The organism is Cupriavidus sp. 2TAF22, from assembly GCF_052115045.1.
Lineage (GTDB): Bacteria > Pseudomonadota > Gammaproteobacteria > Burkholderiales > Burkholderiaceae > Cupriavidus.
The window spans coordinates 68,559-83,849 of the sequence record NZ_JBFRFX010000007.1 but is presented as its reverse complement, the minus strand read 5'-3'; the positions used below and the strand labels follow the sequence as shown (position 1 = coordinate 83,849).

The following is a 15,291-nucleotide window of genomic DNA, read 5'->3' as shown; positions in this document are numbered from 1 at the left end:
GTCACGACGCGGTCTTCGCCTCCTGATAGGCCGCGTACAGGCGCTTGAACACCGGCCCCGGCACGCCCGTGCCGACGGTCTTGCCGTCGATGCGCACCACCGGCAGGATCTCCTTGCTGGCCGAGGTCAGCAAGACTTCGTCCGCCGCCATCACTTCATCGAACGTGATGCGGCGGGCCTCCAGCGAGATATCCAGCGCCGCGCATAGCTCTTCCATCCAGCCGTAGCGGATGCCTTCGAGGATCAGGTTGTCCTTCGGCGGCGCCGCGACGCGGCCCTTGCGGACGATCCACACATTGGAGGCGGAAGCCTCGGTCAGGAAGCCGTCGCGGAACTGGATGCTCTCGGTGGCGTCGTGCTCCACCGCGTTCTGCGCCGCCAGCACATTGCCCAGCAGCGAGGTGGACTTGACCTGGCAATGCAGCCAGCGCTTGTCCTCCTGCGTCACGCACGACACGCCCTGCTCGCGCATCTGGGCCGACGGCGGCGTCATCGGGTTGGTCATGATCAGCACGGTGGGCGTCACCTCCTTCGGGAAGGCATGGGTGCGCCGCGCCACGCCGCGCGTGACCTGGATGTAGATCATCTGGTCGGACAGGCCGTTGGCCTTGACCACGCGGTCGATCAGGGCGATCCACTCTGCATCGGTGTGCGGGTTGGGAATGCCGATGGTTTCCTGGCTGCGGGCCAGCCGCGCCAGGTGCTGCGGCAGGCGGAAGGGCTTGCCGTTGTAGATGGGCACGACTTCATACACGCCGTCGCCAAAGATAAAGCCTCGGTCCAGCACGGGAACGCGGGCTTCGGACAGGGGCGTGAGTTCGCCGTTGAGGTAGACAATGTCTTCGTTCATGGGGGCAGGCTTCGGGCAGGTTCCAGCGTGGATGGGGTGCGATGCGCGCATCGAGCACAAGCAGCGCATGGGGGCATTCTTCCACAAGCCGCATCGCCTGGTTATGCAAAATAGGCATGAGCTGCTTCCAGCCCGCTTCCACGGCGGCCGTGTGCTTTCTGCCTCACCGTGGCCCGCACGTCATCCTTGATCCCGCCGCAAGAATCATTTGCCGGCCGCGGGGTTTTTGCAAAGCCCGCCCGTCCCGATAATCGCTTCATCCAACCGATATCCGACGAGCGAGGCAACCATGCTGTTCACCCCCTACACCTTTGGCGACATCACCACGCGCAACCGCATCGTGATGCCGCCGATGACCCGTTCGCGCGCTGCCGCGGGCGATGTGGCAACGGACCTGATGGCCGAGTACTACGCGCAGCGCGCCAGCGCCGGCCTGATCATTTCCGAAGGCACGCAGATCAGCCGGCAAGGGCAGGGCTATGCCTGGACGCCCGGCATCTATACCGACGCGCAGGTACGCGGCTGGCGCAAGGTGACCGACGCGGTGCATGCCGCCGGCGGCAAGATCTTCGCGCAGCTCTGGCACGTGGGCCGCGTCTCCCACAATTCGCTCCAGCCCGGCGAGGCCGCTCCGGTGTCGTCGTCCGCGCTGGTGGCCGAAGGCGTGAAAGTGTTCGTCGACGCCAGCGGCCAAGGCCCGCAGGGCGGCGTGGGCGAGATGATCCAGCACTCGGCGCCGCGCGCGCTGTCGATCGACGAGATCCCCGGCATCGTGGCCGACTACGCGAACGCCGCGCGCAATGCCCTGGCGGCCGGCTTCGACGGTGTCGAGCTGCATGGCGCCAACGGCTACCTGATCAACCAGTTCATCGACTCGCAGGCCAACGCCCGCACCGACGCCTACGGCGGCTCGCTGGCCAACCGCCTGCGCTTCCTCAGGGAAGTGGCGCAGGCCGTGACCGACGTGGTCGGCAAGGACCGCATCGGCGTGCGCCTGGCGCCGCTGACCACGCTGCAGGGCGCGGTGGACGACACGCCGCAAGCCACCTACCTGGCCGCCGCGCACGCGCTCGGCCAGATCGGCGTGGGCTATATCCATATCGCCGAGGCCGACTGGGAGGATGCACCCGTCATGCCAGCCGCCTTCAAGGAAGCGCTGCGCGCGATCTATCCCGGCACCCTGATCTACTCCGGCAACTACACCGGGCCGCGCGCGCAGGAAGCGCTCGCCAGGGGCTGGGCCGACCTGGTCGGCTTCGGGCGCGCGTTCATCGCCAATCCGGACCTGCCCTACCGCCTGCAGCACGACCTGCCGCTCAACGCCGGCGACCGCGCCAAGTACTTCGGTGGCGGCGAGGCGGGCTACACCGATTACCCGAGGCACGCCAGCAACGCCGCGCCCCAGGCCGATGCCGCATAACCCCGCCGCGATGGAGAACGCCATGCACAGCGCACTGGACAAACTGACGGCGGGCGGCTTCAGCGTCGGCGTGGAACTGCCGCTTGACAACGACTGGTCGCCCGCCGGCGAACTCGCCCGACGCCAGGCCGGCCGCCTTCCCGGCGAGCCCGACCTGGCACGCCATGGCGAACTCGCCAGGCGCGCCGACCGGCTGGGCTTTCGCGCGCTGTGGGTGCGCGACGTCCCGCTGTACGACCCGCAGTTCGGCGACGCCGCGCAGGTCTTCGAGACCTTCAGCTACCTGGGCTACCTGGCCGGCGTGACCGAGCGCATCCTGCTCGGCACCGCCGCGGTGGTACTACCCCTGCGCGAGCCGATGCTGACGCTGAAATCCGCCGCCACCGTGAACCACCTCAGCAACGGCCGGCTGCTGCTCGGCGTCGCCAGCGGCGACCGCCCGGTCGAATACCCGGTCTTCGGCCGCGACTTCGCGCGCCGCGGCGAAGCGTTCCGCGAGCAGGTGGCGCTGCTGCGCGATGCCGGCGCGGCACGCCTGCCCGAAGGCGTGCGCATGCTGCCGCGCCTGGACGCACCGCTGCCGCTGCTGGTGGCCGGGCTCGCGCAGCAATCGCCTGCCTGGGTCGGCGAGCACATGGATGGCTGGCTGGCCTACCCCGGCACGCCTGAGGACCACGCGCGCCGCAGCGCAATGTGGCGCGGCGCGGCCGGCGCCAAACCCTATGTCAGCTTTATCCACCTGGACCTGCTGGACGATCCCGATGCGCCGATCCGCCGTCACCGCTTTGGCGCGGCGGTCGGGCGCAAGGGGCTGGTTGCCGAGCTGGAGGCCATGCGCGCGGCAGGCGCCGCGCATATCGGCCTGCACTTTCGCCGCAGTCACCGGCCAGTGGGCGAAGCGATGGAGGAAATCGCGGCGCATGTGCTGCCGCATTTCCATGGCGATGCGCAGACCGCCGGGAATGCGCCGCAAGGCGCGCTGGCGGCCTGAGCCCGGGGATGCCAGGCGGCAAGAAAAACCTGCCGCGGCTTGTCTTCGCCGGCCCCTCTCCCGTTCCACGCGAGAGGGGGAAAAAACCGTCGCGGGCGAGCCGTGCGGAAAGCGATTCCGCAATCCTTTTCCGCCGCACCGGCTAGTCGCGCGCGCGGCTCCCGCCAATACTGCCTCCATGGCATCCGCCGCCCCCGCCCGACACCCTCACCAGGAATCCATCATGCAAACGAATCCCGCCCCGCAAGCTGCGCCATCCGCGCCACTGACCATCATCGCCCACGTGCGCGCCAAGCCCGGCACGCAGGCGCGCCTGCTCGCCGCGCAAGTCGGTCTGGTGGCCGCGGCAAGGCAGCATCGCGGCTGCCTGCGCTATGAGCTGCACCAGTCCAATACCGAAGAGGGCTTCGTCATCTTCGTCGAGCAATGGGCATCGGCCGCGCAATGGCGCGATCACATGGAGAGCCCCTACATGAATGCGTTCCGCAGCGCGGCCGGCGATTGCATCGGCGAATTCTCGCTGTACGAGATGCACGCTGCAGCGTAAGCGGCCGGCTATCCCGCGCCCGGCGCTCCCCGCCTGAGCGCCGCGCCGACGCGCTCCACCAGGAAGTCGATAAAGACCCGCACGCGTTGCGGCATATGCCGCTGGTTGCTGAAGATCGCGTGGACCTCTTCCTTGTCGCCCGGGTTGAAATCCTCCAGCAGGGGCACCAGCCGCCCCGCCTCGATATCCCTGGCCACGTGGAACATGCCCAGCCGGCTGATGCCCAGTCCATCCAGCGTGAGCTGGCGCATGGTCTCGCCGTTGTTGGCCAGCAGGTCGCCGCGCACCGGCATGTAGACGGTCTGCTTGTCGATCAAGAACGGCCACTCGTCCACCGAGCGCCGGAAATTGAAATTCAGGCAGTTGTGCTGCGCAAGCGCCTGTGGCGCGTGCGGCGCGCCGTGGGCCGCCACATAGGCAGGCGCGGCCACCACCACGCGCCGGCTTTCCCCCAGGATGCGCGCGCGAAAGCTGGCGTCGGCCAGCGGGCCCATGCGGATCGCCACGTCGATCCGCTCTCGGCGCAGGTCCACCAGTTCGTCCGTGAGCGAGATGTCCAGCGTGATGCCCGGGTAGCGCCGGCGGAACTCGGGCAACAGCGGCAGCAGCTGGTGCGTGCCCAGCGGCAGCGAGGCATTCACGCGCAGCACGCCGTGCGGCGCCGCCGAGCCCTGCGAGAGATCCTGCTCGGCCTCGTCGAGGTCGTTGAGGATGCGCACGCTGCTGTCGTAGAAGCGCTTGCCTTCGCTGGTGACCAGCAGCTGGCGCGTCGAGCGGCGCACCAGCTGCACGCCGAGCCGTTCCTCGATCCGCGTCACCACCTTGCTGACCGCCGACGCGGTGATGTCGAGCAGCTTTGCCGCACCGGAAAAACTGCCCGTCTCGACGACCTTGACGAATACCTGCATCTCGCCGCTGCGGCTGTCCATGGCAAAGAAATTCACGAATTCAATTCGGCAATCATATTCCATTGATCGTCCTTATCAAAGGAATCAAACCGACCCAGAATGCATTGCAGAGCCGCCACACGCGGCTTGCCGAACCCAACGCATTCTCCGAGGCACATCATGGACCTGAATCTACAAGGCAAGACCGCGCTGGTCAGCGCATCCACCGCCGGCATCGGCCACGCCATCGCCACGCAACTGCTGCAGGATGGCGCCACCGTGATCGTCAACGGACGCAGCGAAGCCGGCGTCGCGCAAGCGGTGTCGGCCTTCGACGAGCGCTTCGGCGCCGGCCGGGCGCTGCCGCTGGTGGCGGACATGAGCGAGGCCGGCAGCGAGGAGGTCGCCGCCGCCGCGTATCCCGCCATCGACATCCTGGTCAACAATATCGGCACCTACGCGCTGTGCGATTTCTTCAGCCTCACCGATGCGGACTGGCAGCGCATGTTCGAAGTCAATGTGTGGAGCGGCGTGCGGCTGGCGCGCACCTACATGAAGGGCATGCTGGAGCGCGGCCACGGCCGCGTGATCTTCATTTCCAGCGAGGTCGCGCTGACGCCGATGGCATCGATGGCGCACTACAGCGCCAGCAAGGCCACCCAGCTCTCCATCTCGCGCAGCCTGGCCGAACTGACCAGGGGCACGGCGGTCACCGTGAATTCGGTACTGCCCGGCCCGACCGAGACGGAGAGCCTCAAGGGCTTTATCGAATCCGTGAATCCCGGCTTGTCCTATGCGGATGCGGAACGCAAGTTCATGAACGAGAACCGGCCGTCCTCGCTGATCCTGCGCCTGGCCAAGCCCGCCGAAGTCGCCAGCGTCGTCGCCTTCCTCGCCAGCGAGCGCGCCGCCGTGGTCAACGGCGCGGCGATCCGGGCCGAGGGCGGCACCGTGCAGACCATCGCCTGATGGCCGCGCGCCCGGCGCCGGCAAGACAACGCGCGCCGCCGGATGTTGACGGCGGCGCGCGTGATGCAAGCCGGGGCGAACCCCGGCAAGCACGGGCTTCAGTCCCAGGCCGGTGCCAGGCCATCCGGGCTGGTGAGGCGCTCGCCGCGGTCCAGCGCGGCGATGGCGGCCATGTCGGCATCGCTCAGGCGCACCGCCGGCGCACCCAGGTTGCCCTGCAGGTTGGCGCGCCTGGTGGACGACGGGATCACCGCGTAGCCGAGCTGCATGGCCCAGGCCAGCACCACTTGCGCGGCAGTCGCGCCCAGGCGCCCGGCGATCCCCAGGATCACCGGATCCTGCAGCGCGCGGCCGTAGCCCAGCGTCATGTACGACGTGACGTGGATGCCCTGGCTGCGCGCGAACTCCACCACCTTGCGGTTCTGCAGGAAGGGGTGCAACTCGACCTGGTTGGTGGCGATCGCCTGCGCGCCAACGGCGTCGATCGCCTCGCGCATCAGCGCGATATTGAAGTTGGAGACACCGATCTGGCGGGTCAGGCCCTGTTCGCGGGCCTCGGCCAGCGCAGTCATGAACTCCGCCACCGGCACCGCGCCGCCGGGCGACGGCCAGTGGATCAGGGTCAGGTCGACATGGTCGGTGCGCAGCTTGGCCAGGCTCTGCCTGAGGCTGGGCACCAGCTTGTCGCGCGAGAGGTTCTCGACCCAGATCTTGGTGGTGAGGAACAGCCCGGCGCGCGCCACGCCGCTCTCGGCGATGGCCTGGCCGACTTCGGCCTCGTTGCCGTAGATCTGCGCGGTGTCGATGGCACGGTAGCCGACCTCGAGGCCGTTGCGCACGGAGTCGATGACGGTCTGGCCTTGCAGGCGGAAGGTGCCGAGGCCGAGTGCGGGAATGCTCATGGTTCTTTCCATTGTCAGAGGGTTGACAGCCGGGGCTGACGGCAGCCCGGCCGCGAAGGGTTCAGGATGGATTGCGGGACTGGCGGCAATCGCCCCGCGCCGCTCAGTCGAGCGGCATCGCGTTTTCGATCCAGCCGGTCACCGAGCCATGCGCGGGTTGCCAGCCAAGCTCGGCCCGCGCGCGGCGGGCGCGCACGCGGCTGTTGGAGCCGAAGGAGTAGCGTGCGGGCCCTTCGCCCCAGACCGGCGCGGCCTCGGCCACCGACCACGACTGCACCGGCCCAAGCCCGAGGCGCCGCGCGATGGCCGCGCCGATCTCGGCATAGGACGCCTCGCCGTTCTCGACGAAGTAGAAGGCGCCGGCCGGTGCGTGCTCCAGCGCCAGCGCGTAGAGCGCGACGGCGTCGTCGATATGCACGTTGGACCAGCGGTTCACGCCCGCCCCGACCACACGCACCACGCCGCTGCGCCGCGCCTGCGCCACCAGCGGCGGAATCTGCACACTGTGCGGATGCAGCCCGGCGCCGGTGCCGTAGATCATGCTGTTGCACAACACAGCGCTGCGCACGCCGTGCGCGGCCGCGTCCAGCACCATCTGGTCGATGGCATGGCGTGCCTGCTTGCCGGGCTCCACCACCAGCGGCGTGTCTTCGTCGAAGATGTGCCCGGACACGGCATTGCCGCCGACATCGTCGCCGATCACGCTGGAGCCACTGGTGTGCAGGAAGGGCTTGCCCGAGCCGAGCAGCCCGGCCAGCAGCGCCTCCACGGCACCGCGGTGGTCGCTGCTGGCGGTGTTGATGACGGCATCCGCCCGCGCGGCTTCGCGCGTCAGCAGGGCCGCGTCGTCCAGCGTGCCGGCCACGGGCACGATGCCGCGCCCGGCAAACAGCCCTGCCTGGGCCGGATTGCGCACCAGGCCGCGCACGGCGTGGCCATCGGCGAGCAGGCGCGCGGCCACCGAGCCCCCGATAAACCCCGCGGCGCCGGTAATGAAGACTTGCATGGGAAGGCTCCTTGTGGCCGGAACGACTGCCGGCCCTTGTACATGGCCAGAGTATCCCCGCTCCCCGCCGGCGGAATAACCGGCCCGCGTGCAGAAGATAATTGATTCCGGCGCAAGAATCGGCCAGGGCGGCGGGAGCCGCGCCACCGCGCTCTCACGCGCCTGGGCGAAAAGGCCGGCGGATCGGCTGCGCGGGGCGGGGCACGGGCAGCCGGCAATGCCGCGTGCCCGCGCGTTGTCGCCCCCGCGCGACGCGAGCCACCCGCAGGCGCGGCGCGGCTCTATAATCCGCGCACCCTGCCAATCATGGCCATCGCCCGGCCAATCACTGCCCTCATGCTCAAGGAAACAGCGGAAGCCCGCCCGACACGCCGCTACGTCGAGAAGCGCGAGGCGATCCTCGACGCCGCCGCGCGGCTGTTCAACCGCAAGGGCCTGCGCGGCGCCACGCTTTCGGACGTGGCGCAGGAAGTCGGGCTGAGCACCAACAGCATCACCTACTACTACCGCAAGAAGGAAGACCTTGTGGTGGCCTGCCTGCTGCGCACCATCGACGAGATTGCGGGCATCGCCGACGCCACCGCGGACGAGCCCCTGCCGCAGGAGCGCGTGCGCCGCTTCATCACGCTGTTCTTCGCGCGGCTGGCCCGCACTGCCACCGGCGAGCGTCCGGAGCTGATGAGCTTCCGCGAGATCCGCGCGTTGCCCGAAAGCCATGCCGAGGTGGCCTTCGCGGCCTATACGGATATGTTCCGCCGCATCCGCAAGCTGCTGCGGGACGCTGCCCCGCGCGACGCGGCCGAGCGCAACACGCGCAGCGCCGCCGCCCACCTGCTGCTGTCGCTGACCAGCGGCGCCATGACGTGGCTGGAGCGCTACGAGCCGCAGGACTATCCCAAGGTGGCGGACACGGTGGTGGACATCCTGCTCAACGGCTTTGCCGCGGCGCGGTCGCGCTGGGATGCGGGCGTGGCAGCGCCGCTGCCGCCCGGGCCCGATCCGCAGGAAAGCACGCAGGAAGCCTTCCTGCGCGCCGCCACCGACCTGCTCAACGAACTCGGCTACCGCGGCGCCTCGGCGGACCGCATCTCGGCGCGGCTCAACCTCACCAAAGGCTCGTTCTACCACCACAACGAGAACAAGGACGACCTGATCTCCGCCTGCTTCGACCGCATGTTCGCCGTCATCCGCGATACGCAGGCGCGCGTGGAAGCAGGCCCGGGCAGCGGCTGGGACAAGCTGTGCGCGGTCGCCCGCGCCCTGGTCGGCTACCAGTTCTCCGGACAGGGCCCGCTGCTGCGGCTGACCATCTACGGTGCGCTGCCCGAGGACATGCGCAAGGAAAAGATGCTCGTCATGAGCCGCCTTTCCACGCGCTTCGTGCGCTTCCTGGTGCTGGGCATGCAGGACGGCTCGATCCGGCCGCTGGATCAGTCGATCGCATCGCTGCAGGTCAACGGCATGATCAACGCGGCGGTGGAATTGCGGCGCTGGGTGCCGGATGCGTCGGGCGAGAATGCCGCCGACCTCTTCATCCGGCCCCTCTTCATGGGCATCTTCTCGGGCCGCTGAGTGTTGCCGGGGCGGCGCTAGTCTTCCAGGTGGCAGGCCACCATCTGCCCGCCGCCGCGGTCCCGCAAGACGGGATCTTCCGTGCCGCAGCGGGCCATCGCGCGCGGGCAGCGCGGATGGAAGCGGCATCCGGCCGGCGGGGTCAGCGGGCTCGGCACTTCGCCGCGCAGCACGATGCGCTCACGCTTCGCTTCGGCTTCCACGCTGGCCACCGGCACCGCGGACAGCAGCGCCTGCGTATAGGGATGCCGGGGGTTGGCGTACAGCTCGTCGCGCCCGGCGATCTCCACGATGCGCCCCAGGTACATCACCGCGATGCGGTCGCTGATATGGCGCACCACCGCGAGGTCGTGCGCGATGAAGACATAGGTCAGGCCCAGGCGCCGCTGCAGCTCCATGAACACATTGACCACCTGCGCCTGGATCGAGACGTCCAGCGCGGAGACCGGCTCGTCGCAGACGATCAGGCTGGGTTCCACCGCCAGCGCGCGCGCGATGCCCACGCGCTGGCGCTGCCCGCCGGAAAACTCATGCGGGTAGCGGTCGGCCATATAGGGCAGCAGGCCGACCATCTCCAGCAATGACGCAACCCGCGCGCGACAGCATTCGCGGTCGCGCGCCATGCCGTGCACCTCGAGCGGCTCGCCGATGATATCGCGCACCTTCATGCGCGGGTTGAGCGAGCCGAACGGATCCTGGTAGACCATCTGCACGCTGCGGCGAAAATGTTTCTCCTGCGCCTTGCCGAAGCTGGCGAAGTCCTCGCCTTCGAAGGTGATGCGACCGCTGCTGGCGGCAAGCATCTTGATGATGGCGAGCCCCGTGGTGGATTTCCCGCACCCGCTCTCGCCCACCAGGCCCAGCGTCTCGCCGCGCCTGAGCGCGAACGAGACGCCGTCGACAGCCTTCACCGAGCCGACCTGGCGCTTGACGAACGCACCCCTGGTCACAGGGAAATGGACCTTCAGGTTCTCGACGCGCAGGATCTCGTCGCCGCGGCGGGCGGCCGCGCGCGTGGCATTGCCGGCACCGGCGGCGCTGGTATCAGTCATGGTCATGGAGGAAGCACGCCTTGAGGTGACTGTGGTTCGAGCGTACGGGCTGCAGCGCCGGGCGCGAGACGCCGCAGCGCTGGGCGGCCAGCCGGCAGCGCGGCATGAAGGCGCAGCCCGGCGGCAGCGCGGTGAGGTCCGGCGGCTGGCCGTCGATCGGCACCAGCGGCTGGCGGGTATCGCCGTCGATCCGTGGCACCGACGCCATCAGGCCGCGTGTGTACGGGTGCGCCGGCCGCGCGTACAGGTCGCGCGCGGAGGCGGTCTCGACCATGCGGCCGCCGTACATCACGGCGACGCGGTCGGCATAGCGCGCCACCACGCCGAGGTCGTGCGTGATCAGGATCAGCGCGGTGTCCGATCTGGCGGCCAGCGCCTTGAGCAGGTCCAGGATCTGGGCCTGCACCGTCACGTCGAGCGCGGTGGTGGGTTCGTCGGCGATGATCAGCTGCGGCTTGCAGGCCAGCGCCATGGCGATCATGGCGCGCTGGCGCATGCCCCCGGAGAACTGGTGGGGATAGGCACCCAGGCGGCTCTGCGGCTCGGGGATCTGCACCTTGGCGAGCAGCTCGCCGGCAATGCCGAGCGCGGTCTTCCACGGCATGCCCTGGTGCAGGTTGACCGGCTCCGCGATCTGTTTTCCCACGGTGAGCGCGGGATTGAGCGAGGACATCGGCTCCTGGAAGATCATGGCGATGCGGTTGCCGCGGATGGCGCGCATGCGCGCGGCGCTGAGCTTGAGCAGATCCTGCCCGTCGAACAGGATCTCGCCGGACTCGATGCGGCCGGCCGGCCTGGGGATCAGCCCCAGGATGGACAGGGCCGTGACGCTCTTGCCCGAGCCGGATTCGCCGACGATGGCCAGCGTCTCGCCCGGCGCCACGCCGAACGAGACCTGGTCCACCGCGGTGACCACGCCGCGGTCGGTACGGAAACGCGTGGTCAGCTTGTTCACCTGCAGGATCGGCTGCGTCATGCGGGCCTCCATGAAGTGGCTTCGGTGGCGCGGGACCGGCGTTGCGCCGGCGGCCCGCGGGTTGGCATCGCGGGACGAACCGGCTTCAGAACCCCATCTTCTTCTTCATGTCCTGGTCGATCCACATGCGCGCGTAGATCGGGCCGGGACGCACCGCGCCGGCGCGCAGCTCGCCGTTGTAGTTCTTCACCCAGGGCCACCACGCGGTGTACTGGTAGGGCGTGGGCAGCCAGATATACGGCGCATCGGCCAGCACGTCGCGCGTGAGCGCGCGCAGCGCTTCCTGGCGGCGCCCGAGGTCGCGCATCTGGAACGCCTCGCCTACGCGCTGCTCGTACTTCGGGTTGCCCCACTGCGCGGCGTTCCAGACCTGGCCCAGCACGAAGCTCTTGCGGATCGTGGTGGTCGGGTTGGTGTGGCCGTTGCTCATCAGGTAGCCGGGCGCGTTGGTCCTGGTGGTCATGGCCGAGAGGAAGGCGCCGTACTCCATCGGCTGGATCTCGATCTTCACGCCCACCTGCTCCAGGTAGGCGCCGATCAGCGGTAGCAGCTCCAGGTGGTCTGGCTGGCAGGCGCACACCTGCACCTTGAAGGTGAAGCCCTTCGGGTAACCGGCCTCGGCCAGCAGCTTGCGCGCCTTGTCCGGGTTGTAGGTGTACAGCTCCTTGACCGAGTCCGGCATGGCGCTGAGCGGCTCGAAATAGCCTGCGTACTCCGGGTGCTGCGGATAAGCGAACAGCTCGGCGTTGCCGCCGTAGAACTGCTTGACGATCTCCTCCTTGTTGACCGCCATGTTCAGCGCGCGCCGCACGCGCAGGTCGGTAAACGGCTTGGTATCGACACGCAGCGCCAGGTACTGCCCGTTGGTGGACAACCAGCGAGACCACTTCAGCGCGGGCGCGTTCTTCTTGAGTTCATCCACCGCGCTCCAGCCGATGTTCTCCAGCACGTCGATCTTGCCGGTGCGCAGCATGGTGTTGCGGGTGCCCTCGTCCTTGACCGTGCGCAGCACCACCTTGTCGACGAAAGGCAGCTTGTAGTCCTTGCCGCCGATCTTGTCGCTGTCCCAGTACAGGGTGTTCTTCGCATAGGTGGTGGCATTGCCCTGCACGAAGTTGCTCAGCACGAAGGGCCCGCTGCCGTTGACGTTCTTCCAGTTGCCGGCGCCGGCCGTCGCCACTTCCTTGGGCATCACGCCGGAGTAGTAGCCCCAGCCGAAGCGGTAGTCCCACTCGGCGTTGAACTCCTTGAAGCGGAACATGACCGTGTACTTGTCGGTCGCCTCGACCTTGGAGAGGTGGTCGTAGTAGGTCGGGATCTTCTTGGCGCTGCTGTTCTGGCGGCCATAGCTGTAGACCACGTCCTCCGCGGTCAGCTCGCGCTCGGCCATCACGCCGGGCTTGGCGGGAAACTTCACGCCCTTGCGCAGCCTGACTTCCAGCGTCAGCGGATCGAGCCATTTCCAGCTCTCGGCAAGCTCGCCGCGGATGGCATCCTCGGGCAGCCAGGCATCGGCATGGAAGGCGTACTTGCCGCCGTTGCGCTTCGCCTTGGAGAGGTCGGCCACGAACAGCTGCTCGTAGACCTGGCCGGTATCGTAGTTCTGCTTCCAGTTCCAGTCCGCCAGGTCCCAGGACAGGGCCGAGATGGTCGGGTACATCGAGCCGATTTCGAGATTGCCGCCATACTTCGGCGCTTCGGCCTGCGCGCATGCGCCGCCCGCTGCCAGCGCCAGCGCCATGCCTGCGGCCAGCAAGGCTGCCGTTCCGTTCGAGCCAGTTCTGTTCAAACCGCGTCCCTCCGTCTTTGGTCTCGTCAAGTGGGCCGCGCGTGCCGTCGGCTCGCGCGCCGGATCCTCCCGGGCCTGGCGTCATGGCGCCGGCCTCTGCTTGGTCTTCCTGCGGCGGCGCGCGCTTACCGGGATCCGCGCATGCGCGGATCGAGCAGGTCGCGCAAGGCATCGCCATAGACATTGATGGCGTAGACCACCACCGTGAGACACACGCCTGGCGCCAGCGCCAGCCACGGCCCCTGGAACATGAAGGTGCGGCCGTTGCCCGACAGCATGCCGCCCCAGGTCGGCGCGGGCGGCGGCACGCCGAGGCCCAGGAAAGACAGGCCGGACTCCGCCAGGATCGCGGTGCCCACGCGCGTGGTGAACAGCACGATGATGGGCGGCAGGACATTGGGCAGGATATGGCGCCACAGGATGCGCCCGGTGGACGCGCCCATCGAGCGGGCGGCATGCACGTACATGTTCTCGCGCACCGATACCACCGCGCTACGGATGATGCGCGAGCCGCCCACCCCGAGCAGCAGGCCCAGCGTGCCGATGATCTGCCAGCTGCCGGGGCCGAGCACCGCGACCACCACGATCAGGATCACCAGGTCCGGAAAGCTCATCCACGCATCCACCATGCGCTGCACGATCATGTCGAACTTGCCGCCGAGATAGCCGCTCAGGATGCCCACCAGCACCGAGATCGCGGTGGCCAGCGTGGCCGCCGACAGCCCGATGATCACCGAGAGCCGCGCGCCGTAGAGGCAGCGCGAGAGCATGTCGCGGCCGAGGTTGTCGGTGCCGAAGGGGTGGGCCCACGATGGCGGCTGCAGCCGCTTCATCATGCTGATCTCGTTGACGCCGTATGGCGCCAGCCAGCCGGCGAAGATGCCGCAGAACAGGAAGACCAGGCAGATCACCGCGCCGGCCGCGCCAAGCGGCTTCTCGCGGAACAGGCGCCCGGCCAGCGCGATGGCGGCAGGCGCGCGGCGCCCGGGTGCGGGCCGTGCGGCTTGCGCCGGCTCGATTGCGGGCGCGTTGGCGACTGGAGGGGCCATCAGCGGTGCCTCACTTTCGGATCGAACAGCCCGTAGCTCAGGTCCACGAGCAGATTGATGAGCATCACGGCAACGCCGACCACCAGGAACACGCCGGTGATCACGGGGTAGTCGCGCTGGTTGACGGCATCGAGCAGCAGCAGGCCCATGCCCGGCAGCACGAAGATCTGCTCGATCACGACCGCGCCGCCGATCAGCAGCGGCGCTTGCAGGCCGATCAGGGTCACCACGGGAATCAGCGCATTGCGCAGCGCATGGCGCAGGATCACCAGCCGCTCGTCCAGCCCCTTGGCCCAGGCGGTGCGGATGTAGTCCTGGCGCAGCACCTCCAGCATCATGGTCCGGGTCATGCGCATGGTGATGGCCGACAGCGCCATGCCCAGGATGACGGCAGGCACCAGCATGTTGACGACATGCTGCAGCGGGTTCTCGAGGAAAGGCACGTAGCGCACCTCGGGCGACCAGCCCCACCAGACCGAGGGAAACACCATCACCATGGTGCCCAGCCAGAAGCTCGGCACCGCCAGCATGAGGATGGAGAAGGAACGCGCCACGTAGTCGGCCGCGGTGTCCTGCCGGATCGCCGACAGCACGCCGATCGGCAGCGCCACCGACAGCGCCACGATCAGCGCCATCACGCCCAGCGAGAAGGTGGCGGGCATGCGCGCCAGCACCATCTTCAGCACCGGCTCGCCCTGCCACAGCGAATGGCCGAGATCGCCGTGCAGCACGATATTGCCGGCCCAGTGCAGGTACTGGCGCCACATCGGCTGGTCCAGGCCCAGCAGGCGGACCAGGTCCTCGCGGCTCTTGGTGTCGGCGCTGATGTCGTTCTGGCTCAGCATCAGGTCCACCACATCGCCCGGCACCATGCGCACGATCACGAAGACGATCAGGCTGGCGAACAGCAGCGTGGGAATCAGCGCCATCACGCGGCGTGCGATGTAGGCGTTCATGATGTCCGCGCCCCGGCTGCCGCCGATCTCGGGCGCACCGCCCCGACAGAAGATACCGCAATCACGATAACGATTTCCGCGCCGACCATTCCGTCTCCTGTCCGGTGCTTCGTGTGATCATCGACTCCAATCGCGCCTGCGTCATCTGATGGCTTAATCAAGCGATATTTGCGTATTCGCTTTGCCTCCAGCCTTGGTCATGCGCTCTTCCATCTGGCGCCCTGCTTTTCTCGAAGATCGCGCAACCAGCATACTCAGAGTTCTAATTCATGACAACCAAAGCGGGCCCTGAATGTCTAGTGGATTTACCTAGGTCTGATGCGGG

Annotated in this window: 14 protein-coding genes; 5 read left to right on the top strand and 9 right to left on the bottom strand. The window is 68.2% G+C overall.

What is annotated here, in order from left to right; genetic code table 11:
* Position 1 precedes the first annotated feature (1 nt).
* A complete protein-coding gene (locus AB4Z48_RS10680) occupies positions 2-850 on the bottom strand; it encodes a D-amino acid aminotransferase (RefSeq protein ID WP_441613899.1) in 849 nt (282 codons plus the stop codon).
* Between the two features lie 289 nt (positions 851-1,139).
* Here AB4Z48_RS10680 and AB4Z48_RS10675 point away from each other — a divergent pair, with 289 nt between their 5' ends.
* The 3 genes from AB4Z48_RS10675 (at position 1,140) to AB4Z48_RS10665 (ending at position 3,808) form a co-directional block, all read left to right on the top strand.
* Positions 1,140-2,270, top strand: coding sequence for an alkene reductase (locus AB4Z48_RS10675; RefSeq protein WP_441613898.1), 1,131 nt, complete (start codon positions 1,140-1,142; stop codon positions 2,268-2,270).
* Positions 2,271-2,292: 22 nt separating this feature from the next.
* Complete coding sequence (locus AB4Z48_RS10670) at positions 2,293-3,261, top strand: TIGR03571 family LLM class oxidoreductase (protein WP_441613897.1); 969 nt, start codon at positions 2,293-2,295, stop codon at positions 3,259-3,261.
* 223 nt (positions 3,262-3,484) lie between these two features.
* Complete coding sequence (locus AB4Z48_RS10665) at positions 3,485-3,808, top strand: putative quinol monooxygenase (RefSeq protein WP_441613896.1); 324 nt, start codon at positions 3,485-3,487, stop codon at positions 3,806-3,808.
* An 8-nt stretch (positions 3,809-3,816) separates the two neighbouring features.
* Here the strand turns inward: AB4Z48_RS10665 and AB4Z48_RS10660 are convergent, their stop codons facing one another.
* Entirely contained in the window at positions 3,817-4,752 is a 936-nt protein-coding gene (locus tag AB4Z48_RS10660) for a LysR substrate-binding domain-containing protein (RefSeq protein ID WP_441613895.1), read from the bottom strand.
* Between the two features lie 123 nt (positions 4,753-4,875).
* Between AB4Z48_RS10660 and AB4Z48_RS10655 the strand changes: the two genes are divergently transcribed.
* Positions 4,876-5,664 (top strand): SDR family NAD(P)-dependent oxidoreductase, encoded by a 789-nt coding sequence (locus AB4Z48_RS10655; RefSeq protein ID WP_441613894.1) that lies wholly within the window; start codon positions 4,876-4,878, stop codon positions 5,662-5,664.
* Positions 5,665-5,762: 98 nt separating this feature from the next.
* On the opposite strand, the gene dkgB is transcribed toward AB4Z48_RS10655, so the two are convergent.
* Positions 5,763-6,566 carry a 2,5-didehydrogluconate reductase DkgB gene (dkgB, locus tag AB4Z48_RS10650; protein WP_441613893.1) on the bottom strand — a complete coding sequence of 268 codons (804 nt, stop codon included), beginning with the start codon at positions 6,564-6,566 and terminating at the stop codon, positions 5,763-5,765.
* Positions 6,567-6,669: 103 nt separating this feature from the next.
* Entirely contained in the window at positions 6,670-7,572 is a 903-nt protein-coding gene (locus tag AB4Z48_RS10645; RefSeq protein WP_441613892.1) for an NAD-dependent epimerase/dehydratase family protein, read from the bottom strand.
* 336 nt (positions 7,573-7,908) lie between these two features.
* Here AB4Z48_RS10645 and AB4Z48_RS10640 point away from each other — a divergent pair, with 336 nt between their 5' ends.
* A complete protein-coding gene (locus AB4Z48_RS10640) occupies positions 7,909-9,144 on the top strand; it encodes a TetR/AcrR family transcriptional regulator (RefSeq protein ID WP_441613891.1) in 1,236 nt (411 codons plus the stop codon).
* Positions 9,145-9,161: 17 nt separating this feature from the next.
* Here the strand turns inward: AB4Z48_RS10640 and AB4Z48_RS10635 are convergent, their stop codons facing one another.
* The 5 genes from AB4Z48_RS10635 to AB4Z48_RS10615 all read right to left on the bottom strand — a co-directional run bounded on the left by AB4Z48_RS10635 (position 9,162) and on the right by AB4Z48_RS10615 (position 14,966).
* The gene (locus AB4Z48_RS10635) at positions 9,162-10,196 is read right to left on the bottom strand and encodes an ABC transporter ATP-binding protein (protein WP_441614069.1); all 1,035 of its coding nucleotides are present in this window, start codon (positions 10,194-10,196) and stop codon (positions 9,162-9,164) included.
* Positions 10,189-11,172 carry an ABC transporter ATP-binding protein gene (locus tag AB4Z48_RS10630; RefSeq protein ID WP_441613890.1) on the bottom strand — a complete coding sequence of 328 codons (984 nt, stop codon included), beginning with the start codon at positions 11,170-11,172 and terminating at the stop codon, positions 10,189-10,191. The genes AB4Z48_RS10635 and AB4Z48_RS10630 overlap by 8 nt, the downstream gene beginning before the upstream one ends.
* 85 nt (positions 11,173-11,257) lie before the next feature.
* Positions 11,258-12,913 (bottom strand): ABC transporter substrate-binding protein, encoded by a 1,656-nt coding sequence (locus AB4Z48_RS10625; RefSeq protein WP_441614068.1) that lies wholly within the window; start codon positions 12,911-12,913, stop codon positions 11,258-11,260.
* Positions 12,914-13,086: 173 nt separating this feature from the next.
* Positions 13,087-14,010, bottom strand: coding sequence for an ABC transporter permease (locus AB4Z48_RS10620; protein ID WP_441613889.1), 924 nt, complete (start codon positions 14,008-14,010; stop codon positions 13,087-13,089).
* On the bottom strand, positions 14,010-14,966 hold the full coding sequence (locus AB4Z48_RS10615) for an ABC transporter permease (protein ID WP_441613888.1): 957 nt from the start codon (positions 14,964-14,966) through the stop codon (positions 14,010-14,012). Before AB4Z48_RS10615 ends, AB4Z48_RS10620 begins: the two co-directional genes overlap by 1 nt.
* Positions 14,967-15,291 lie beyond the last annotated feature (325 nt).

Coding starts and splice junctions, on each gene's coding strand:
- AB4Z48_RS10680 (WP_441613899.1), bottom strand. CDS start 850: ATGAACGAAGACATTGTCTACCTCAACGGCGAACTCACGCCCCTGTCC.
- AB4Z48_RS10675 (WP_441613898.1), top strand. CDS start 1,140: ATGCTGTTCACCCCCTACACCTTTGGCGACATCACCACGCGCAACCGC.
- AB4Z48_RS10670 (WP_441613897.1), top strand. CDS start 2,293: ATGCACAGCGCACTGGACAAACTGACGGCGGGCGGCTTCAGCGTCGGC.
- AB4Z48_RS10665 (WP_441613896.1), top strand. CDS start 3,485: ATGCAAACGAATCCCGCCCCGCAAGCTGCGCCATCCGCGCCACTGACC.
- AB4Z48_RS10655 (WP_441613894.1), top strand. CDS start 4,876: ATGGACCTGAATCTACAAGGCAAGACCGCGCTGGTCAGCGCATCCACC.
- dkgB (WP_441613893.1), bottom strand. CDS start 6,566: ATGAGCATTCCCGCACTCGGCCTCGGCACCTTCCGCCTGCAAGGCCAG.
- AB4Z48_RS10645 (WP_441613892.1), bottom strand. CDS start 7,572: ATGCAAGTCTTCATTACCGGCGCCGCGGGGTTTATCGGGGGCTCGGTG.
- AB4Z48_RS10640 (WP_441613891.1), top strand. CDS start 7,909: ATGCTCAAGGAAACAGCGGAAGCCCGCCCGACACGCCGCTACGTCGAG.
- AB4Z48_RS10635 (WP_441614069.1), bottom strand. CDS start 10,196: ATGACTGATACCAGCGCCGCCGGTGCCGGCAATGCCACGCGCGCGGCC.
- AB4Z48_RS10630 (WP_441613890.1), bottom strand. CDS start 11,172: ATGACGCAGCCGATCCTGCAGGTGAACAAGCTGACCACGCGTTTCCGT.
- AB4Z48_RS10625 (WP_441614068.1), bottom strand. CDS start 12,913: ATGGCGCTGGCGCTGGCAGCGGGCGGCGCATGCGCGCAGGCCGAAGCG.
- AB4Z48_RS10620 (WP_441613889.1), bottom strand. CDS start 14,010: ATGGCCCCTCCAGTCGCCAACGCGCCCGCAATCGAGCCGGCGCAAGCC.
- AB4Z48_RS10615 (WP_441613888.1), bottom strand. CDS start 14,966: ATGAACGCCTACATCGCACGCCGCGTGATGGCGCTGATTCCCACGCTG.